At 70.7% G+C, this 21,397-nt stretch carries 14 protein-coding genes; 6 read left to right on the top strand and 8 right to left on the bottom strand.

Going from position 1 to position 21,397, the window contains the following annotated elements; genetic code table 11:
* Positions 1-43: 43 nt before the first annotated feature.
* On the bottom strand, positions 44-1,492 hold the full coding sequence (locus tag D7V88_RS22550) for a hypothetical protein (protein WP_120542718.1): 1,449 nt from the start codon (positions 1,490-1,492) through the stop codon (positions 44-46).
* 100 nt (positions 1,493-1,592) lie between these two features.
* On the opposite strand from D7V88_RS22550, the gene D7V88_RS22545 reads away from it, so the two are divergent.
* The 4 genes from D7V88_RS22545 to D7V88_RS22530 all read left to right on the top strand — a co-directional run bounded on the left by D7V88_RS22545 (position 1,593) and on the right by D7V88_RS22530 (position 7,957).
* Positions 1,593-3,518 (top strand): DUF4365 domain-containing protein, encoded by a 1,926-nt coding sequence (locus D7V88_RS22545; protein WP_147448817.1) that lies wholly within the window; start codon positions 1,593-1,595, stop codon positions 3,516-3,518.
* Between the two features lie 195 nt (positions 3,519-3,713).
* Positions 3,714-4,274, top strand: a complete 561-nt coding sequence (locus D7V88_RS22540) for a DUF2378 family protein (protein ID WP_120542719.1) — start codon at positions 3,714-3,716, stop codon at positions 4,272-4,274.
* A 142-nt stretch (positions 4,275-4,416) separates the two neighbouring features.
* The gene (locus D7V88_RS22535; RefSeq protein WP_120542716.1) at positions 4,417-5,484 is read left to right on the top strand and encodes a hypothetical protein; all 1,068 of its coding nucleotides are present in this window, start codon (positions 4,417-4,419) and stop codon (positions 5,482-5,484) included.
* A 337-nt stretch (positions 5,485-5,821) separates the two neighbouring features.
* On the top strand, positions 5,822-7,957 hold the full coding sequence (locus D7V88_RS22530) for an FUSC family protein (RefSeq protein ID WP_120542715.1): 2,136 nt from the start codon (positions 5,822-5,824) through the stop codon (positions 7,955-7,957).
* On the opposite strand, the gene D7V88_RS22525 is transcribed toward D7V88_RS22530, so the two are convergent.
* From D7V88_RS22525 to D7V88_RS22515, 3 genes are all read right to left on the bottom strand, one after another.
* Complete coding sequence (locus D7V88_RS22525; RefSeq protein ID WP_120542714.1) at positions 7,932-8,996, bottom strand: tetratricopeptide repeat protein; 1,065 nt, start codon at positions 8,994-8,996, stop codon at positions 7,932-7,934. The genes D7V88_RS22530 and D7V88_RS22525 overlap by 26 nt on opposite strands.
* A gap of 151 nt (positions 8,997-9,147) precedes the next feature.
* Positions 9,148-10,251: an energy transducer TonB gene (locus D7V88_RS22520; RefSeq protein WP_147448816.1), complete on the bottom strand. Its 1,104-nt coding sequence runs from the start codon at positions 10,249-10,251 to the stop codon at positions 9,148-9,150.
* Between the two features lie 61 nt (positions 10,252-10,312).
* On the bottom strand, positions 10,313-11,650 hold the full coding sequence (locus tag D7V88_RS22515; RefSeq protein WP_120542712.1) for a glycoside hydrolase family 2 TIM barrel-domain containing protein: 1,338 nt from the start codon (positions 11,648-11,650) through the stop codon (positions 10,313-10,315).
* Between the two features lie 96 nt (positions 11,651-11,746).
* On the opposite strand from D7V88_RS22515, the gene D7V88_RS22505 reads away from it, so the two are divergent.
* Complete coding sequence (locus D7V88_RS22505) at positions 11,747-13,414, top strand: RluA family pseudouridine synthase (protein ID WP_167509870.1); 1,668 nt, start codon at positions 11,747-11,749, stop codon at positions 13,412-13,414.
* Between the two features lie 12 nt (positions 13,415-13,426).
* On the opposite strand, the gene D7V88_RS22500 is transcribed toward D7V88_RS22505, so the two are convergent.
* From D7V88_RS22500 to D7V88_RS22485, 4 genes are all read right to left on the bottom strand, one after another.
* The gene (locus D7V88_RS22500) at positions 13,427-14,332 is read right to left on the bottom strand and encodes an NADP-dependent oxidoreductase (RefSeq protein WP_120542710.1); all 906 of its coding nucleotides are present in this window, start codon (positions 14,330-14,332) and stop codon (positions 13,427-13,429) included.
* Positions 14,333-14,683: 351 nt separating this feature from the next.
* Entirely contained in the window at positions 14,684-15,796 is a 1,113-nt protein-coding gene (locus D7V88_RS22495; protein ID WP_120542709.1) for an alpha/beta fold hydrolase, read from the bottom strand.
* Positions 15,786-17,327 carry an FAD-dependent oxidoreductase gene (locus D7V88_RS22490; protein WP_120542708.1) on the bottom strand — a complete coding sequence of 514 codons (1,542 nt, stop codon included), beginning with the start codon at positions 17,325-17,327 and terminating at the stop codon, positions 15,786-15,788. Before D7V88_RS22490 ends, D7V88_RS22495 begins: the two co-directional genes overlap by 11 nt.
* Positions 17,328-17,348: 21 nt before the next feature.
* On the bottom strand, positions 17,349-19,718 hold the full coding sequence (locus tag D7V88_RS22485; protein WP_120542707.1) for a GMC oxidoreductase: 2,370 nt from the start codon (positions 19,716-19,718) through the stop codon (positions 17,349-17,351).
* Positions 19,719-20,104: 386 nt separating this feature from the next.
* Here D7V88_RS22485 and D7V88_RS22480 point away from each other — a divergent pair.
* Positions 20,105-21,397: serine/threonine-protein kinase (locus tag D7V88_RS22480; RefSeq protein WP_147448815.1), on the top strand; the 1,293-nt coding region annotated here is incomplete at its 3' end.

Genomic DNA, 21,397 nt, shown 5'->3' with positions numbered 1-21,397 from the left:
CCCCCGGAAGGGACGCCGCCGTGGCGCGAAGAGCCCCGCCCCTTCAGCGCGAGGGACGGAAGACGTACTGGTGCTCCTGGGATGCGCTGCCGGGCGGGTACAGGGCGTCCATGAAGGCGACGCTCGCGCTCTGGGTGATGAGCGGGTCCTGGAGGCTGTCGTAGAGCACCACGACCTTCGTGGGCTTCCCGGTCGGATCCACGTCCACGCGCACCTTGAGGTTGCCCTTCAGGTCCGGCTTCGCCTGGAGGTGTTCCAGGTACAGCGCGACGAGCCCCAGCGACACCCGGTCGTAGATCTGCTCCACCGTGCCCTTCGCGGGCGTCGCGGGCAGGTGCAGCTTGCGGCTCAACTCCGCGGTCTCCGCCACGGCCTCGGGCACCGGGCGCTCCGTGGCGGCGAGCGTCGCGCGGTACGCGGCCATGGCGTCCACGTAGCGCTCCTGCTTGAGGAACAACCGCGCCCTGCGCACCTGGAGGTCCGCGCGGTTCGGCGCGAGCGCCACGGCCTGGTCCAGCCGCGCCTCGGTGGCGGCGACGTCCGACCGGGCCTCGGCCAGCGTGGCCAGGCGCGACAGCGGCTCCGCGTCCTTCGGGGTCGCGGCGCTCAAGCGCACCAGGGCCTTCTCCTCGTCGTCAGGGCGCCCCAGCTCCGCGCTCAGCCGCACCCAGGAGGAGAGCACCGCCGGCTCCGCGCCGCCGAGCGTCGCGTAGCGCTCCAGCATCTTCACCGCCTGCGCCTTGTCCCCCACGGCGAGCCACGCCTCCGCCTGTCGCCGGTGCGCCTCGCGGTCATGCGGCTGGAGCGCGACGAGCAACGCGCCCGCCTCCGCGCCCGCCTTCGCATCACCCGCCTCCGCGGCCAGCCGCGAGAGCACCTGGAGTGCCTCCGGCTGTTCCGGCCAGTCCTTCACCGAACGCGCCAGGAGCGTCCGCGCCTCCACCGCCCCGCCCGACCGGCCCGCGAGCAGCAGGCCCAGGTCGGTGCGGATGCGCGGGATGTCCAGCTTCGCCAGCGCCTCGCGCAGCCGCCCTTCAGCCTCCGCGGGCTTGCCTTCCGCCTGGAGGCGCAGGCCATCCGCCCAGAGCGCGGGAGCGAAGCCGGGCACGGCCTTGCGCGCGGCCTCCAGCGGCGCGCCCGCTTCCGGGAGCATCTTCCAGCGCACGTACACGAGCCCCATGCCCACGTGCGGCCAGGGGTTCTCCGGGTACAACACCGCGAGCGCCTTGAACTCGCTGAAGCTCTCGTCGGAGGGCAGCGCGAGGAAGGCCCGGTACAGCCGGGGCATCGGATCCTTGGGCGCCTTCGCCTCCTGCGCCTCCAGCTCCCTGCGCAACGCGCTGGGCGAGCCCTGCACGCGAGCGGTGTCCAGACGCTGGAGCATCGCCATCCCGTCCGCCGCGGAGGCAGGCACGGGCCTGGCGCCCAGGGCCGGGAGCGCGCACAGCACGGACAGCAACAGCAGCAGGTACGCCAGGGGACGGGACATCATCGGGGAGTCAGGACGACCGGACGCTACCAGATGACCCCCTGGGGTGACCTCCCCCCTTTCCGGACTACAGTCCCGCCGTCCCTTCCCTCCAGGGTGCGTGATGCCGACCCGACCGAGAGCGCAGGTCCTTGAAACACTGTCCCGGAGGGCCTTCCACGAAGCCCTGCCGCCCGACTGGAGAATCCAGGACCCGCACCGGGAGCACGGCCTGGATGCCCGGGTGCAGCCCGTCGAGCGCCGCAAGGCCCAGGGCCCCGCGTTCTTCGCCTCCATCGAGCCCACCGACGACGGCCAGGGGGATGACACGGGCGTGAGCGTCACCTTCCGGACCGAGCGGCTGCGCGAGTACCTGGACGCGGCGCATCCCGTGATGCTCGTCGGCTTCCATGCGCCCACGAACGGGTTGTTCTTCGCGTGGGTCCACCGCCTCGCGGCCTCGCACTCCGCCGAGGAGCGCATGCGGTGGGACTTCCAGAAGAACGTCCGCCTGCGCCTGGAGGACGCGCTCCGGGCACGGGAGCCGGATGAACTCCTGGAGGAGGTGCGTGAATTCTTCGGGGCGCGAGAAGCCATGCCGCCTCCAGCCCCCATCCGGGTGAGGCTGGAGTTGCCACCGGGCGACATCTCCCAGGAGGTGCACGACGCGGTGGCCTCCTGGATGGACACCGCCCGTCCCCGGGTGCGCCTGGAGTCCGCGCAGGCGGAGGTCGTGCTGGACGTGGCGGCCGACTGGCGCTCCATCCGACTGGAGTGTGCGGACCTGCGCCACGCCCTGCCCACGTCCCTGCCCCCGGAGCCGACGGCGGAGCAGGCCGCGGGCGTGGTGCGGCTCATCGCGTCGATGGCGCTCTCCCTCGCGGGCCTCCGTCACGACGCGGCGGCGCTCCTGGTGGAAGCCCTCCACGCCAGCGCCTGGCCCGAGAGCATCGTCGCCCGCCTCCTGCTTCAGCCCGTGGTGTGGAACGTGCTGTTCGCGACGGAGGACTTCCAGGACGTGCTCGGCGCGGCGGAAGTCCTCGCGGCCCGCGAGCTGACACCCCAGGCGCTGCTCGCGGCCCGCGTGGGCCTGGAGGTCTTGCGAAGCCGCCCGGACGTCCGACGGTCCGAGGCCCCCCAGCGCTACCGCGCGATGCTCGCGCTCCTCCTGGAGCGGACGAACGAAGCCGCTGCCCGGGGCGCCCTGCACGCGCACCTCGCCCACCACCTGCGCGTGTCCGGGCTCGGCCGGGAGGCGGTGCACCACCTGCGCCTCGCGGCGATGAACGACCTGGGCCACCTGCAACGCGATGACTGGTGGAGCGGGATGGCGGGAGCCCTGCTCCTGCGGGGATGCGCCCGGCAGGCTGTGGCCTGCTACGCGTATGCCGCGACGCTGACCGAGGATCGCAGCGTCACGGCGTTGCTCGCGGGAGCGTACTTCCGCCTGCGGAGGTTCGGCGACGCAGGCCGTCTGTTCGCCCAGTGGTTTGATCGGAACCCGGAGCTGGAGCCGCGGCGGGTGCTCGAACATTTCACCACGCCCCTGCTCGAGCAGACGTTCGGCAGCGGTCGCCGGCAGGTGGGCCGCGCCTGGAGACGCGCCGCCGAGGCTGCCGCCATCGAGGATCCCAGGCGTCAGGTGGATGCGTTGCAGGAGGCGCTCCAGTTGGATCCCCTGTGCGAGCTTGCCTGGGCGCACTTCGCGCAGCTCCAGGCGGAGATGAACACGGAGACGGGAGCGAACTGGTGGCTGGCCCGGGCTGTCCTCACGGGACACCGCGATGTCACGGCCTGCTTCAAGGCCATGGAGTCGCTCAACCACGCCTCGGGACAGGCCCCGGGACTGCTGCGGATCTCCATCCTCTGGCTCGCGCTGCGACACCACGGCGAGCGCTTCTACGAGGAGGCCGAACGCCATTTCACCTCGGACTCGGAAGGAGACCCGAGCGGGGGCTATCTGGAGTACCTGCGCGGACTGGAGGAACCGGCCCGCACGTTCTTCCGCCACCTGGACGGGACCGACGACAGAGTCCTCCAGGACGGGTGAAGACACGAAGCCCGTCTACAGGTTTCAAAGCCCTATCTTGTTTTACATGAATTGTATCAACACGACCCGGGGTCGGTGATACCCGGGACATGACAGGGGGAATGGCCCTGGAGGGTGACACGAGCTTCCGGCGAAGGACGTCATCCGGCCTGGAGGGCTTGACCCGGACCGGGAGGGCTGGGAGGAATGCCCATCATGGCCTCCGCCGAGAAACTGGTGTTCCCGACCATCGTCGAAGGACTCTTCGTCCGGGGACTGTCCGGCAAGGTGTCCTTCACCCTCAAGGAGCAGTTGCGCAAGGAGGGGCTGGACCTGGACCGACCGCTGCAGCCGGCGTACTCGCTGGACACGTGGTCGCGCTGCGTGGCGCTGACCGCGAAGTCCCTGCACCCGGAGCAGCCGGAGCCGGTGGCGTGGCGGATGCTGGGCGAGCGGATGATCGACGGCTACCGCGACACCATGGTGGGCCGGGCGCTGTTGGGCGTGCTGCGACTCATCGGGCCCAAGCGGATGCTGCTGCGCACGCAGCACAGCTTCCGCACCGGCAACAACTACACCGAGGTCCGCATCACCGAACGCGGCGAGCGCGAAGCGGACCTGTGGCTCAACGAGCCCGGCCTGCTGCGCTACTTCAAGCAGGGCGTGATGCTGGCCACGGTGCGCGCGGCCAGCGGCCCCGCCACGCAGGTGGACGTCGTGCAGTACGACGACGACAGCGTCACCTACCGCGTGTCCTGGGGCGTGCCGGGTTCCTGAAGCACCCGGGGCCCCGGCGGATCCGCGCGCGATTCGCGGATCCGCGACCGGAGGCCCCTTGCTCGTACCGGGCTCCATCTGCCAGCGTGGAACGTCTGGGGGCGGTGCCGGGATCGCGCCCTTGAAGAGGGGGCTGCATCCAATGCCGTCGAACGAGCGCGCCAACCTGCCGCGCTGGAACGGTCAGCGGGGGTTCTTCGAAATCTGGTTCCTGGTGGTGCTCGACCCTGGCGGAGATCGCGCCTGGTGGTTGCGCTACACCTTGTTCACACCGGCACCGGGTTCGCCCGGAGAGCCGCGCGCGACGATGTGGGCCGCGGCGTTCGACTGCGCGTCATCCACGCGGCCCGCGGTGGCGCTCAAGTCCATCCACCCCGCCACGGCCTTCAGCGCGCTGTCGCCGTCGGGGGTGCGCATCGGAGACTCGGAGTTCTCTCCCGGCAAGTGCCACGGCCAGGTGGCCTCCGGGGAGCACTCCATCGCGTGGGACCTGCGCTTCACGTCGGAGGGCCGCACGCCGGTGCGCCGCGAGCCGCGCGGCACGGCGCTCCTTCCCCTGCCCACGCGCGTGGCCCACGTGCACGACGACGTCACCTTCGAGGGCACGGTGACGGTGGACGGCGAGCGCTATGAGGTGAAGGGGGCGCCCGGCCTCCAGAAGCACCTGTGGGGCACCCGGCGGCTGGAGGAGCTGACGTGGCTGTACTGCCCGCGCTTCCGCGAGGACCCCGACGCACGCCTGGAGGCGATGATCGTGCGCGCCCAGCGCAAGCCCGGCCACCCGAGGCTCGCGCCCATCTACCTGCGCACGGGCGACGCGGCACACACGTTCCATGAGATGCCCAACATGCTCTTCACGCGCGTGACATCGCCCGCGCAGGGAGAGCTGGCCTTCAGCGCCACCTCCGCCACGGTGGCCATGAAGGGCCGCGCGTGGTGTGACCCGCGCACGCTGGTGGGCTACGCATACCGCGACCCGACGGGCTGGGACGTGATGGTGGCCCAGAGCGACGTGGCCCGGTGCGAACTGGAGCTCTTCTCCCGGCCCCATCCGTTCGCGGCGTGGCGTCCCACGAAGAAGCTCACCTCCACCGTGGGCGCCCTGGAGTTCCACGCGCCGGAAGCCATGCCGGGCGTGCGCTACATCCCGTGGGACGGCACCGCGCTCGCGCGCGAGGACGCGCCGGATCCAGTCCGCGAAACGGGCTGATGCAGCAGGCAGGACCGCCTCGGCCTGGTGCGCGAGGCGGCCCGACACACGCGACGGCCACCCGCGCGACATGGAAGAGGGGGCGGACGCACGCAGCGCCCACATCCGTCCCCGCTCCGGTCCCTGGCGATGCACGAAGGGCCGCATCCACCCAGAAGAGCGAAGTCGGAGGCAGGGCTCGCCCCCTTCCCTGGTCCAGCGCATGGGGAGGGAGGAACTTGCGGCCACGGGCCCGCGATGCCGTCCGGACAGGAGGGGTGGAGCCTGCGTCCGCGTGTGGCGAGGGGCCTCCGTGGCCACCCTCTGGGGTAACGGCCCGCCGGTCCCCTGACACCCCATGCACCGACTGCTGCGACACCTCCGGACGCTCTTCCGAGTGGAGCCGGGAAGACCGGCGCTGTGGGCAGGTCTGCGCGCCGCCATCGCCACGTCGGTGCCCCTGTGCCTCGCCTTCCTGCTCGGCGTTCCCCAGGCTGGGTGGGCGGGCCTCACGGGCCTGCTCGTCACGCTCGCGGACAAGGGCGGCTCCTACAACTCGCGCGCGCGCATCATGGGCATGGTGACGGCGCTGGGGACGCTGGTCGGCATGCTCGCCGCACCCGCGGGCCAGACGTACTGGGTGGACGCCACCCTGCTGTTGCTGGGCGTCACGGCGGCCAGCTTCGCGCGCTGCTATGGCGACACGGCCGGGGCGGTGGGAGGCCAGCTCGCCGTCATCTTCGTGGTGTCATTGGGCGCGCCCGCCACCACCCTCCAGGAGGCGGTCGCACGAGGAGGAGGCCTGCTGCTCGGCGGCCTGTGGGCGATGACACTGTCGCTCATCCTGTGGCCCCTGCGTCCCTACCGGCCCGCGCGCCGCGCGGTGGCCCGCGTGTACGCGGCGCTTGAGACCGCGGCGGAGGAGCTGGGCACGGCGACGACGGAGGGGGCCACGGCGGAAGCGTGGGCCGCGGGCCTGAGTCGCCATGCGGGGATCCGCCCGACGATTGAACGGGCCCGGGGCGTGCTCGCGGCGACGCGGCGCGGGCGTCCGGACGAGTCCCGTCGCGGCGAGCACCTGCTGGTGTTGGTGGAGCTGGCGGAGCCGATGGTGGCGCTGCTCAGCGCGCTCGCGGAGGCGATGCAGGTGGTGGGGCGCGACCCGCACCTGTACGCCACGAGGGAGCGCGTGGCGCGGTTGTGCGAAGCGTACGCCGCCATGGCCGGGTGGGTGGCGCGGGCCCTGAGCCAGGAGCGCAACGAGGGCATGCAAGCCCCGCCCCGGCTGGCGCTGCGTCCGAAGCGGAGGCAGCCCGCGAGGATGTCCGCGCCGCCCGTGCGACGGGGCGCGGAGGGACCGCTGTCCGCGCACGTCTCCACGCTGTTGGACCGGCTGCGCGAGTACGCGGGGGTGGCGCATGAAACCGCCTCCGGGTTGCTCTTCGGGGACCCGGTGTCCGCCAGGGGCAAGGGCTCCGTGGGGGGGCAGCAGGAAACCCCTGGCGTTTCACCGTGGCAGCCGTTGCGCGACAACCTCCACCTGGACTCGCTGGTGCTGCGGCATGCGCTGCGCACGGGGATGGTGGCGACGGCGGCGCTGGGGCTGACCCGAGCGTTGCAGGTGGGCGACGCGCACTGGGTGAGCCTCACGGTCATCTCCATCCTCCAGCCCTACGCGGGCAGCACGGAGGAGCGCGTGCTCCAGCGCACGATGGGGACGCTGGTGGGCGCGAGCCTGGCGGCCCTCATCGCGACCACCGTGCACACGCCCGCGACGATGATCGTGGTCATCAGCCTGCTGACGGCCATCTCCGTGGCGTTGCTGCCGCTGAACTTCGGGGCGTTTCAAATCCTGCTCACGCCGGACTACCTGTTGATGGCGACGCTCAGCTCCGGGGACTGGACGGTCGCGTCGCAGCGCTCGCTGGGGGTGCTCATCGCGGGGACGCTCGCGCTCCTGGGGTCATGGACGCTGTGGCCCAGTCCGGAGCGGCGCAGGTTCCCGGACGCGGCGGCCTCCGCGTTGCGCGCGGACGGGAAGTATCTGCAACAGCTTGCCCAGCACCGCAGCGGCACGGAGCCGGAGGTGAACGAGGAGCGGCGCCGGTTGGATCAGGCCCTGCTGGAAGCGGAGTCCTCCTTCCAGCGGTTGATGACGGAATATCGGGGCCCTCCGCAGCACCTGGAGCCCGGCATGGCGCTGCTCACCTACGCGAGGCGCTTCGCGCTGGCGGTGACGGCGCTGGGCACGGGGAGGTTCGAGGGACGCACGTCGGTGTTGCCACAGCAGCTCGCGCAGAGGGCCAGTGACAGTCTGGAATTGCTCGCCCGCGCGCTCCAGGAGCGACGGGAGCCCCCGCCCCTGCCGCCGCTGTCCCTGCCGCGCACCAGTGACGACCCGGTGCTGGGTGCCCTGCTGGAGCGCGTGCCCCGGCAGCTCGGCATCCTGCACGGCGCGGTGTCGCGGATCAGCGAGGACCCGACCCTGCGCTGACGTGCGGAGCGGGCGCGGCGGGGGGCGCGACACACGCGGTCTGGTATTCCTTCAGCTTGCCCCGGAAGCGCTCTTGTTCCAGTTGGGGCCAATCCTTTGGCAGCGATCCCATCGCACGCTCCTGCTCCTTCAGGGCTTCCTCGCAGCAGCCCAGGCCGAAGAGCGCGGCGGCGGCGGTCTCCAGCACGTAGGGATGGGGGCGTTCCCGGTGCCACGCGGGACGCACCGCCATCAGGGCCGCCGCGTACTGCCCGGCCAGGACGCGCTGCCATGCCACTTCGGTCGCGGCCCACCAGGATAAGGGGGCCAGCGCATGCGCGCGTTCCAGGGCCTTGGGAAACCTGGGGTCGTCCGGCGCATGCACGGCGAGCTGCATCGCGAGGTTCGTCCAGGCGGGTCCACTCTCGGGGAAGGAATTGGCCCGCCGCCAGGCCCACTCCAGCTTCCCCGGGGTCATCAGCGTCACCCACATGGGCCCCAGGAGCATGAAGATCTGGGTGGGCGCATCCAGCCGGTGTCCCGCGAGCGTCGCGGGGCGGAAGCGCACCGCCTTGTACTTCGCGGCGATTTGCCGGGTTCCTTCCCGTGGCCCCCACTCGATGAACTCGCCGTCCTGCAACCGCCCCTCCGCATCGATGCGGTAGCGGAAGACGACCGTGAGAAAGATCCCCCTCTCGAGCAGCTTCCGGTCGAAGGGATATTCGAAGTCGGGGTCATCAAGGTTCTTGGATGGGATGAACTCGGCATCCAGGAAGCGACAGGCCTCCTGGAGCGCCAGATCGCACGCGGCATGGAGATCACCCCAGGCGCGGAGGACCTCCGCGTCGGAAGGCGTTCCCTTCAACGTCTGGACGGCCTCGGCGAAGACCCCTGGCGCCTGCGTGGGCTCCAGTTCGGGCAGGGCGAAGTCCGGTCGCAGCCGCGCTTCACCCAGAGCAGAGAGCGACAGTTGTTCCGTGACTTCTTCATTGTGCGAGGTGACGCCCCAGAGGTGATACCCCATGGCCAATGACAGGTGCCCATGACTCGCGGGCAGCATCGGAATGCCGGGGTGCCTGCAGCCAGTCGAAACGGAGAGCAGTGAAAGAAGGAGAAGTCCCCAGCGCATGGCGCGGCACTCTATCCGCGTCCCCTTCCCGTCTGACACTCCCACACGAAGCGTGTGATTGGGCAGCGGCTCCGGAGACGACTCACTCCGCGGGCGGAGTGCTCGTCGTAAGGGCTTCCGGGGGACAGGCCGTGCGGTACTCCTGCGCCTTCCGCTGGAAGCGCTCCTGTTCCGGCTGGGGCCACGCCTTCAGCATCAACTCCACCGCGCGCTCCTGTACCTTCAACGCTTCCAGGCATTGCCCTAGCCCGAAGTACGCGGCGGCGGCCGTCTCCAGCACGTAGGAATTGGCCCATTCGCGACGCATGGAGGGACGCACCGTGATCAGGGCCGCCGCGTACTCGCCTGATTGCACCTGCTGCCAGGCCACCTCCGTGGCGGCCCACCAGGAGCCGGGCGAGAGGGAATGAGCGCGTGCCACCGCCTGGGGATACAGCCGATCCTGGGGTGACTGCACCGCCAGCCACTGGGCGAGGGTCATCCAGGCGGAGGCGCTCTTCGGATGCTGGGACACCCGCTGCCGCGCCCACGCCAGCTCCTCTTCCCGCGTCAACTCCCCCTTCGGAGGAGTGAAGCGGAGGTGGAACGTGTACGGGATGCTCAACGGATGGCCCGCCAGGGTCGGCGGACGATAGAGGGAGGCATACAGCTCATCGAGGGCACGCTGGGTGCCGTCCACTGGCCCCCCCTCGATGACCTTGCAGTCGCGGACCCGTCCGTCTGTATCAAACCGACAGCGGAAGATGAGGAGCGCGAACATTCCCCGTTCGACCAGCGCTCGCGGGTGCGGCGAAACGAACCGCCCCCCCGAAATGAGCTTCGGGCGACTGAGTGATTCGTGCAGGAACGAGCAGGACGCCTGAAGGCCTGCTTCGCAGGCGGCGGAGAGGTCGCCCAGGGCGCGCTGGACCTCTTCCTGGGAGGGAGTGCCCTTCAGGAGCTGGACGGCTTCCGCGAAGACCCCCGGGGCCTGCGCTGGCTCCAGTTCGACCGGGGGCTTGTCCGCCGACGCATCCGCGAGGAGCGCGGCGACATCCCATGAACCCTTCCGTGGAGAGGCATCCCTCAACACCTCATCCATGGCCAACGACAGATGGCCATGACTCGCGGGCAGTGACGGGATGGCGCCATGACGACAGCCCGTCGAAACAAGAAGCAGGGAGAAGAGGCACAAACCCAGGCGCATGGGCCCGCATCCTAGAGCACGGCGTGCTGGAACGAGCTTGCCTCCTTGCCCGTGCGGGCCCCTACGGAGAGGCTGGCGCCACCACCGCCACGGGTGCGACCGAGGTCGTAGCGGCCACCAGATTCCCGGCCCCATCCTTCGCCAACCCATACAGCTTGAACGCCCCCGTCACCGCCGGCAGGCGCACGCGCCACGTACCCGGCGCGGCCCCCTTCCGGGACTCCAGCGCCGTCACCCCATCCCGCTCCGCGCGAGTGGCCGCGTTCCGGAAGTTGTACGCGAACGACACGTCCAGCGGCGTCCCTGGCGGAGCGGTGACCTCGAAGTCCACGAGCGCCCAGGTGCCCGCGCCGTCCTTCTCCACGCCCCGGACGGACAGCCGCACCGGCACGGGCAGCGCGGGCTCTGGCTTCTTGCCCGTGTACGCCTCCCGCACCGCATGCCACGTCGGCCGGGTGGAATTCCCCGACAACAAACCCAGCCACATACCGGTGTGGTCGAACGATGCGCTGTAGTTGAAGACGAACAACCCCAGACACCGGCCCGCCTGCACCTGGGGCCCCAGCGCGTTGCGCCAGCCGTCCACGATGACGTCGTACTTCTCCCCATCCCCGGGTTCCACCTTCAGTCCCTGCGCGTCCTTCGGCGCCTCCCACTCCCCCTGGGCGCCGAACTCGGTGATGAACCACGGCTTGCGGCCCCCCGCCTGTTTCACGGCATCAGGCAGCGCATGGATGCCCCGGCCATAGACATTCAACCCATAGGCATCCAGCGAGGGCACGTACTTCTCCCAGAACGGCACCCCGAGCGTCCACGCATCCACCGACAGCACCGGGTGCCCGGCATCCGCCTTCTTCACCGCCCGGACGACCTTCTCCAGGAAGCGCACATAGGCAATCTTCGACGCATCGTCCGGTGAATTGAGGATGACCTCGTTGCCCAGGCCCCAGGCGAGCACCGCCGGGTGGTCCTTGAAGCGACGCACCTGCTTCAGCGTGGCCTGGAGCTGCGCCTCGCGCCCCTTCGCGTCGCGGACGTAGTCGAAGGCATCATCGTTCTCCATGCCGGGACGGCCCGGCCGCAGCCACAGCCCCACCATCACCCGAAGGCCGTGCTTGTGCGCGGCGTCGAGCAGCGCGGGTGTCTCTTCGCCGGTGCCCCAGGTGCGCAGCGTGTTCACGCCCAGGGCGCTCAGCCGTTCGCAGTCCTGGTCGAAGTTCGCGGGGCCACCAGAGCCACTGAAGGTGACGCCCTTCGCCACGTAGGGCTGGCCGTCCACCTCCAGCCTCCAGCCCTCCCCCGCCTTCACGATGGCGGTGCGGGCCTCCACCTCCCAGGCCGGGAAGAGGAGCGCGGTCAGGAGCAGGACGCCGACAGCGACAGGACGGGCAGTGGCCATGGGGCCGGCAGTCTAGCCGGGGGCTGGGCGCGCACCGTCCGGCCCCCCGCCGCTTCGTATGGTTTCGTGCTAGCCCACAGCGTCGTGGATCCACTCGTGACCCTCCTCGAACCGCCCCCCCGGCCCGAAGAAGTGCCCGGTGCCTTCCCGAGTCCCCTCGACGCAGTGGGGCCGCACGCCCTCGCGCGCCAGGCCGCCGAGTCATTGAAGGCCACGCTGCGCGACGGCGTCATCGCCCCGGGACTGTCCAGCCACATCCTGGAAGGACCGGACGGCGGGAAGATGTTCGGCGTGCTCGTGGTGCGCCAGCGGGATGGGCGCCTGGGCGTGCTGCGCGCCTTCTCCGCGATGCTCGCGGGACGCTGGGACGTCCCCGGCTTCGTGCCGCCCCTCTTCGACCGCGAGGCCCGTGCCCGGGTGGAGCCCGTGGCCGAAACCACCGTGAAGGCGCTGCTCGCACGCGCCCAGGCGTTGGGCACTTCCGAGGAGCTGCTCCGCCTGCGGGCGGACGACGAGGCCCGTCAGGCCAATGAGGCCACGGAGCGCGAGGCCCTGCGCCAGCGACACGAGGACCGACGACGCCAGCGACACGCCCGCCGCGCGGAGGTCCGCGCCGCGACGACCCCCACCGACCCCGTCCGAGCGGAGGCACTGCATGCGCTCGACCAGGAGAGCCGGGGCGACAAGGCGGAGAAGCGGCGGTGGGAAGAGGCCCAGCAGGAGGCGCGGCGCGACCTCATCTCCCGCCGCGCGAAGGCAGAGCGCCGGCTTGAGGCCCTGGACCGGCTGCGGAGCATCGTCTCGCGTGGCTTCATGAAACAGATTCACGACACCTACGCCATCACCAACGCCCGGGGTGAGACACGCCCCCTGCGCGCACTCTACGGCGGCGCGGAGCCGCCCTCTGGAGCGGGGGACTGCGCGGGAGCGAAGCTGCTCGCCCATGCATTCGCGCACGGACTCCAGCCGGTGGCGCTCGCGGAGTTCTGGTGGGGCACGCCGCCTGACTCGGGAGGCCGCATCCGGGGCGCCTTCTATCCCGCGTGCCGGGACAAGTGCAGGCCCCTGCTGCCCTTCATGCTGGAGGGCCTGGAGGTCTCCGCGCCCCGGCTCTTCGTCCCGCCACCCTCGCCCATGCTGGCCCTGTCCATCGTCTTCGAGGACGAATGGCTGGTGGTCATCGACAAGCCCTGCGGCCTGTTGTCGGTGCCGGGCCGGGACGCGGCGCTGGCGGATTCAGTGCTCACGCGCCTGCGCGCCCGCCATCCCCGCTCCACGGGGCCGCTGCTCGTGCACCGGTTGGATCTGGACACGTCCGGGTTGATCCTCGCGGCGCTGGATGCACGCACGCACGCCTCGCTTCAGCGCCAGTTCCTCCACCGCTTCGTGGAGAAACGGTACGTGGCGATCATCGACGGGCTGGTACGCGGAGAGTCGGGCCCCATCACCCTGCCCCTGCGCGTCGACCTGAACGACCGCCCCCGGCAGATTGTCGACCCCCTGCACGGCAAGCCCGCGGTCACTGACTGGAAGGTGCTCCACCGCGAGGCTGGACGCACGCGCGTGGCCCTCTACCCGCGCACCGGGCGCACGCACCAGCTCCGCGCCCACGCCGCGCACCCCCAGGGACTGGGGGCGCCCATCCTGGGGGATCGGCTGTACGGGCACGCCGACAGCCGCCTGTTCCTGCACGCGGAAATCCTCTCCTTCGAGCACCCGGTGACAGGGCGGCGCATGTCGTTCACCAGCGCCGCCCCGTTCTGAACCGCCCGGCCGTCAGTTGATGAGCAGCACCTTGCCCACGCCGCCTTCCTCCGCGAGCTTCTGGGCCTCCTTCGCATCGCTCATCGGGAACGAGCGGCTGATGGGGATGACCAGCTCCCCCTTCGCCACGCTCACCCCCAACTGCTCCAGCCGGCGCCCGTCCACGTGGGACAGGAAGGTGCGCACCGTGAGGCCCTTCTCCTTGGCCCCCTTCGGCTCACCCACCACGCTGCCCACGATGCCGCCGTGCTTCACCTTGCCCAGCACCGCGGCCACGGCCTCACCGCCCACCGTGTCCGCCACCGCGTCCAGCGTGGGCAGCTTCGCGACGTCCTTCGGATCATCGAGCGCGACGACACCGTCCACGCCCAGCGTCTTGGCCTCCACCAGTTGCTTGCGCCGCACGCCGGCCCAGATCTTCACGCCCCGCGCCCGCGCCGCGAAGATGGCCGCGCGGCCCACCGCGCCCAACGCGCCGGTGATGAGCAGCGTTTCGCCCTTGCTCGGTTGCACCTGCTCTTCAATCAGTTGCACGCCCGTCAGCGTCACCAAAGGCAGGGCAGCGGCATCCCGCAGGTCCATGGACTCGGGCACCTTCGCCCAGGCCTCCGTGGGCGCGACGACCGTCTCCGCGTAGCCGGCGTTCACCAGCCCCATCACCCGGTCACCGGGCTCGAAGGCCTCCACGCCGGTGCCCACCTCGATGACCTCGCCGGACACGTCGCGGCCCAGGATGGCGGGGAGCTTCAGCGGCATCATCGCCTTCATGTCACCGCGTCGGATCTTCCAGTCCACCGGGTTGATGCTCGCGGCGATGACGCGGACCTTCACCTCGCCCGGGCCCACCTTCGGCTCGGGCATGTCCTGCACGGCGAGCTTGTCCACATCCCCATAGTCCTTCAGCACGACGGCTTTCATGCGGGCCTCCACAAGGCGGGCGCGAGAAGGAACTCCCGCGACGGGCCAACGGTAAGCACCGGGAGAGGGGGCGCCATCGTCGTCGAGCGGTCGTCCTGCTCCCCTGCTTCCAGAACGCGGGTTGGAAGGACCATGAGCAGGCGACGCTACCGAGCGCGGAGGGTTCCCGATGCCGACCTTCCTCAAGACCCGCCGCTCGAAGGCCCGGTCCCTCCTCCCGCCGCGCGCGGAGCCCATGCCCTCGCGCCGCGCGGTGGAAATGCCCTGGCGCCCGGCCTGGGGCGCGAAGCCCTGCTTCCCCACCAGGCCGAACCGACCGGCGTCCCTCCACCGGGTGGCGCGGTCCGGACGTCAGGAGGCGCGGGGCTGGAACTCCAGCGCCTCGCGCAGCACCGGGTAGGTGTCCTCGGAGGCGGTGCTGCCCATGAAGGTGTCGATGTGGCCGCAACCCGGCAGCACGAGGCGCTGGTAGTAGCGCGCCCCGTTCGCCTCGCGCAGCCACGCGAAGGTGCGCTCCGTGGACGACGGCAGGTACGTCTGGTTCTTCTCGCCGGAGATGAACGTGATGGGCCGCTTGAAGGGCGCCGGGTCCAGGTAGTCCGGGGGCCGGGCCTGCCCGTAGCGCAGCAGGTTGCCCACGCGACCGTGGTCGTAGCGCACCGCGTGCCCGACCCGTGCCATCTGCCCCAGGTGGCGGAACGTCATCAGGTTGCAGCGGCCGAACTGCTCCTCCAGCCGCGAGTGCGTCTCCCGGTTGAGCCGGGAGTGCCGGTACAGCCGCCCGTACATGAACGACAGCCGGTGACACACGGGGCTGTCGCACTCCATGCGCAGCAGACCTGACACCTTGCTGAAGGCCGCCTGGAACAGCGGCGTGCTCGTGGCGTCATCCGACGTGAGCGAGTCCAGCCCCAGGTCCAGCAGCTCCGGCACCCGCAGCAGCGCCTTGAAGCGCGTGGACTTCGGCACGTCGTGGTGCAGCGCCACCTGCGACGCCACCACGCTGCGCACGTCCGGCAGGTGTCCCGCCGCGAGCGACATGAAGAACGCCGCCGACCCCGCGCAGTGCACCACCGCCTGCACCGACTCCGCGCCGGTGATTTCGCGCATGCGCCGCACCGCCGCCGGCATGTCGTAGTCCGCCGCGTCGTCCAACGAGAACTGGCGCAGGGGCAACTGCACGCTGGCGCGCCAGTCCAGCAGCCACGTGTCGTAGCCGTGGCGCACCAGGTACTGGACGAAGTTCTCCTTCAGCGTGGGCAGCATGAACATGCCGCTCCACACGCCCGCGCCGTGCACCAGCAGCACCGGCCCCTTCGTGCCCCCCGCGTAGCGCGTGAGCCGCAGCGGGACGCCGTCCCCGGCGAGGAAGTCATACTTCTCCGCCACCGGAAGTCCGTCCCGCGTCCCGTACTCGGACACCACGCGCAACACCGCCGCGCCACCTCGACGTTCAAAAGCCATGGGCCACCGCCTCCGCGATGCGCTCGGACACCGCGCTGATGGTCATCACCGGATGGAAACCAATCGACGTGGGGATGACGGAGCCATCCGCCACGAACAGGCCTGGGTAGTTGAACACTTCCCCCTCCTTCGAAACGACGCCGCGGTCCGGCGACTCCGCCAGATGCGCTCCGCCCAGCGAGTGCACCGTGAAGGGCCGGCGGAACAGCTCCCACGTCACGAGCGGCGCGAACGTCGCGCCGTACTGCGACGCCAGCTCCCGCATCGCGTCCATCATCCGGGACACCAGCTCCGCGTTCTCGCCCGCGTAGTCCCACTCGATGTCCAGGCGGTCGCCCTTGAGGCCCATGCGCCCGTTGGCGTTGTCCTGGCCAATGGCGAACAGGTTGCTCGTGCGCGCCGGATCCACCGTGTTCATCAGGGGCTTGTTGAAGAGGCCCTTCGCGAACGCCCCATGCAAGAGCGGCCCCAGCTTCGGCCACAAAGGCGCCGCGACCCCGCCCAGCGGCCCCAGCACCGGCTGGCCCATGCCCGCGAGCACCGCCGTCGCCGGCTTGTTGAAGGTGGCCGTCACCATCGTGAAGCGCGGGGCCGCGTCGAAGAACTTCATCACCGTGGCCACGTCCGGGCCCACCCACGGGAGGATCTCCTCGCGGCTGCCCTGCATCGAGCCCAGGAAGTCACCGTTGCCGGAGTACCCGTACCCCAGCCGGTCGCTCAGGAGCGGCAGCGTGCGGGCCCGGTCGCGGCTGCGCAGCAGTATCTCCACCGTGCCCAGCGCCCCCGCGGACAGCACCACGCGGGTTCCCTCCACGGACGCCTTCTCCCCGGTGGCGAGGTCCCGGTAGTGCACCCGGTAGCCGCCCGCCACGCGCTGCACGTGGGACACGGACAGGCCCGGCCACACCGTGGCGCCCAGCTTCTCCGCGCGCGCCAGGTAGGTGAGATCCAACGTGTTCTTCGCGCCGTGCTGGCAGCCGAACTCGCACTCCGCGCACAACTGGCACGCCTTGCGTCCCGGCGCGGAGGGCTCCGTCCAGGACACGGCCTCCGTTGGATCAAACGTCTGCCGGCCCATGCGCCGGGCCGCCTGCTGGAACAGGTCGCGTTTGCGCAGGGGGATGGACGCGGGGAACGGCTTCACGTCCAGCTCGCGCGCCACCTTGTCGTAGTAGGGGTCCAGGGCCTCGCGGCTGAAGCCCCGGGGCCAGCGCGGGTGGTCGAAGACGATGGGGTCCGGCCGCACGTGCACGTTCGCGTAGATGAGCGAACCGCCGCCCACGCCCGCCGCCGTCACCGTGCCGATGCCGGACAGGAAGCGCACGTCGAAGAGGCCCTTCGCCTGGGGCCGGGACGGCTGGCGCCAGAGGAGCTCGTCCGCGCGCGTGACGTCGCGGGGGAACTGTCCGGGGGCATAGCGCCGCCCGCGCTCCAGCACCGCCACGGACCTGCCCGCCTGCGCGAGCCTGAGCGCGGTGATGGAACCCCCGAAGCCGGAGCCCACCACCACCACGTCGTATCGCATCGCCATCCCCACGCTGTGCCGTCCTCCCTAGTCGAACTTCGCGCGAGCGAAGACGTCCCAGAGCGTCCCCATGAACATGCCGCCAAAACGCCGGATCGCATCCGCCTGCTTCAGCGGAGACGACGTGCCCAGCACCGAGAACGTCGTGAGCTGCTGGAGGAAGTCCGGCAGGTGCAGGCGGATGATGCCGGTGGACACCACGGGCCCGGAGCGCTCGTGCCCCTTGCGCACCACCGAATAGAGCGTGGACGTGTCGCTCCACACGTCGAAGCCCGCGTTGTCACTGACCTCCTTGTAGCCATCCAGGAGGTACGGCTGGCCGTCCACGCCGGTGAAGGGCAGGAGGTACAGCATGCGCCGCTCGTAGAAGCGCTCCGTGTCCACGAAGAGGTTGAACACGCCGTGCTCCACCGCCGCGCCCCCCGGAGGCGTGAGGCCCTTCACGTGGAGCGTGCCCTGCGCGATGCCGCCGTGCGACTCCTGCGCGAGGAAGCGGTCCAGGTTGGGCAGCGTGATGGTGACGACGAACTCCGCCACATCCCCCTCGCGCTGCCCCGCCCGCGCCGCCCCGGCGAAGTCGTCCGCGGGCACGTGGTTCGGGTGCAGGTAGCCCTTCATCCGCTCCGTGAAGCGCAGCCCCACCACCGGCGTGGGTGAGGCCACCGTGCCGCCAGGAGGAATCACCACCGAGCCCAGCGGATCCGTCCCGGGCATCACGGGCGTGTGCGGCGCCTCCACCACCGGCATCATCCGCATGCCCACGCGCATGGACGCCGACGGGTCGGCGAACACGGGCTTGGCGGGCCCCCGCTCCGGCGCCACCCAGCCCGGCGCGTTCTTCACCTTGCGGATGGCGCGCTCCACGTTGCGCTCGGCCACGGCCGCGATGCTGGAGGACGGATTCACGCCGATGCCCACCGGCAGCGCCGCGCCGTCGAAGACATACAGGCCGGGATAGCCGTGCACCTGGCCTTCAGGATCCAGGACCCCGTACGCGGGCTCCTCCGCCATCGCGCAGCCGCCCAGGTTGTGCACGGACACCGGCAGGTGCAGCCGCTCCCACAGCGGGTTGTACGCGGCGCGCGAGCCCAGGGCCCGGGCCACGTCCTCGCACAACTGCTCCTGCGTGCGGTACAGCGGCAGGTTCGCGGGCACGTCCCACTGCACCTGCAATTCGCGCGTGACGGGCGACAGCGACAGCCGGCCGTTGGCCTTGTCCCGGCCCATGGCCAGGAACACCGCCTGGAAGCGGCCGCGCTCGTTCTCGATGGAGGCCATCTCCTTCGAGCGCGTGCGCAGCACCTTCACCAACTCGCGCTGCAACAGGTCCGCCGGCAGGCTGAGCGCGCGGTCCGGATCCATGGCGAGCATCAACCCCGCCGCCTGCACCGGGTGGCCGCCCTCCTGGAACAGGAACCAGGTCTTGTCCTTGCCCGTGCCCTCCTCCACCACCATGCCGGTGGTGATGGTGGGGCCCACGGCGGGGTCCCACGCCTCCTTCGTGTCGAAGGCGAAGGCGAGGAAGTCCCCGTTGGCCGAATAGCGCGAGCCCAGCCGCGCGCTCAAATCCGGCAGCGTGCCCAGGACGTCGCGGTTGCGCAGCAGCAACTCCGTGGTGTTCACCGCGCCCGCGCACAGGAACACGCGGCGGGCATCCACGGTGCGTTGCATGCCAGCGGCCGCGTGGTCGGTGTACGTGACGCGGTAGCCCGGCGACAGGGGCTCGATGCGCGTCACCTCCGCCTGCGTGGACACCTCCGCGCCCTGCTGTTCCGCAACGGCCAGGTAGTTCAGGTCGAGCGTGTTCTTCGCGCGGACGTTGCAGCCGATGTCGCACTCGCCGCAGTAGTTGCAGCCTTCCTGCATCACGCCGAACTTGTTGGGCATCGGCTCGCCCGCGGGGGCGAAGCGCACGGCCAGGTTCGGGTGGAAGAACTGGGCTTCACGGCCCAGCTTCTTCGCCACCTCGTGCATCCGCTTCGTCTTCGGCGGCAGTCCACGCGCGGAGGCGGTGATGGGCTGCACGTCCATCATGTGCGCGACCAGGTCGTAGTACGGATCCAGCGTCTCGCGGCTGTAGCCCTCCGGCCACCCCGACGCGAACACCTCCGCCGGAGGCCGCAGGTGCACGTTGGCGTAGATGAGCGAGCCGCCGCCGTACCCCGCGGACTGCACGATGCTCATCCCCTTGAGCAGCTTGATGTCGAAGAGGCCCTGACGGTGCTGCCACAGCCAGCCGTTGGTGGGGTCCTCGAAGTCGCGCGGGAAGCTGCCCTTCGGGTAGCGCAGGCCGCGTTCGAGCACACACACGGACAGGCCCGCCTGCGCGAGCCGGCAGGCCGCGACCGCTCCGCCAAACCCGGTGCCAATGACCAGGGCGTCGTATGCAGGTGCCATGTTCCCCCTCCGGGTGCGATCCCCAGGAGCAGGGATCAGGAGCACGACCCGGGAGCGTCCTGTTGAATGGACGACCCCGACTCTACAACGGGTCCCCCCCGTTTCCTTGAGGCCCACCTTCCCGGCAGGTCGCTCATTCTCGCGGTGGATCCGGGGATTTCCTGAACAGCGCGCGGATCAGGGCGGGCAGGGCCTCCAGCACCCGGGAAACCCCGCAGTGCATGCCACCGTTCAGTTTCGGAGGGGAACCGCAGGAAAAGGACCGCGTCATTGAACGCTCGCGCACCACGGAGTCGGCAAGCAGACGAGCGACCTCGCGGCGTGCCCCCGGGACTCGCAAGGAGCCTCCTCCGCCGCGTTATCCTCACCGGATAACCGGACATTCAATGAAAACTCGAAGAGTTCCAGACACCGGCCCGCATCGCACGAGGACCGAGCCGGAGCTGCCGACACCGCTGGCGGAGGATCCGCTGGTGTCGACGCAGATGGGCGAGTTCGTCATCGAGGAGCGCATCGGCGCGGGCGGGATGGGCGTGGTGTACCGGGCGGTGCATCCGCTCATCGGCAAGCAGGCCGCGGTCAAGGTGCTGCGCGCGGAGCTGATGTCACCGGAGCAGGAGCAGCGGCTGCTGGTGGAGGCGCGAACGGTGAACGCCATCCGGCACCCGGGCATCCTGGACATCTTCAACTTCGGGAGGCTCGCCGACGGGCGTCCGTACATCGTGATGGAGCTGCTGCGAGGCCAGCCGCTGTCGGACGTGATGCGCGCGCAGGGGCGGCTGGACGTCGGGACGACGGTCTGGATGTTGGATCAGATGGCGTCCGCGCTGGGGGCGGCGCACCGGGCGGGCGTGGTGCACCGAGATTTGAAGCCAGCGAATGTGTTCGTGGTGGAGGTGCCAGACGCCGCGCCCACGCTCAAGCTCGTGGACTTCGGCATCGCCAAGGTGTTGCAGTCGCGCGAAGGGCTGACGCTGGCGGATGGCGCCGTGCTGGGCACGCCGGACTTCATGGCCCCGGAGCAGATCCGAGGCGGTGTGATTGGCCCGGCGACGGATCTGTACGCGCTGGGCGTCCTCGCGTTCCAGATGCTGACCGGAGAGAAGCCCTTCCAGGGCGAGAACGTGCAGGTGATGTTCGCGCACGTGGAGCAGCCCGCGCCCCGTCCCTCATCGAAGGTGAAGGGCCTTCCACCCCAGCTCGATGCGCTGGTGCTCCAGTTGATGGAGAAGGACCCCGCGCGGCGGCCGGCCTCCGCTGAAGCGGTGCGCGAGCAGTTGCGGGGGCTGTCGCGGACGACGCCCACGTCCACGAGGCCGGAGGTGGAAGCCTCGACGTCGCCGTCCTCGCCGCGCCCCGGACGGCTCGCGGCCCTTATGGCCACTCGGCCGGAGGTGGAAGCGCCGACGTCGCCGTCCTCGCCGCTTCCCTGGCGGCTCGCGGCCCTGCTGATGGAACGCCGACGCAGGGCCCCGTTGGTGGCGGCGGGAGTCGCGGCGCTGGTGCTGCTGGTAACGGGCCTCTGGGCATTGACCCGGGTGCCGGAAGCGCCGCCGGAACTTTCGCAGCGGCTGCCGATGCCGCCCGCCCCCTTCGTGGTGGCAGCGCCTGCGAGCGCTCCGAACCCCGTGAAGTCTCCGGAGGTGGAAGTCCCGACCGCGCCCGTCGCGGCCCCACCC

Source organism: Corallococcus terminator (assembly GCF_003611635.1).
Taxonomy (GTDB): Bacteria; Myxococcota; Myxococcia; order Myxococcales; family Myxococcaceae; genus Corallococcus; species Corallococcus terminator.
Note: the sequence above shows the minus strand (reverse complement) of the source record. Positions and strands in the feature narration are given on the sequence as shown.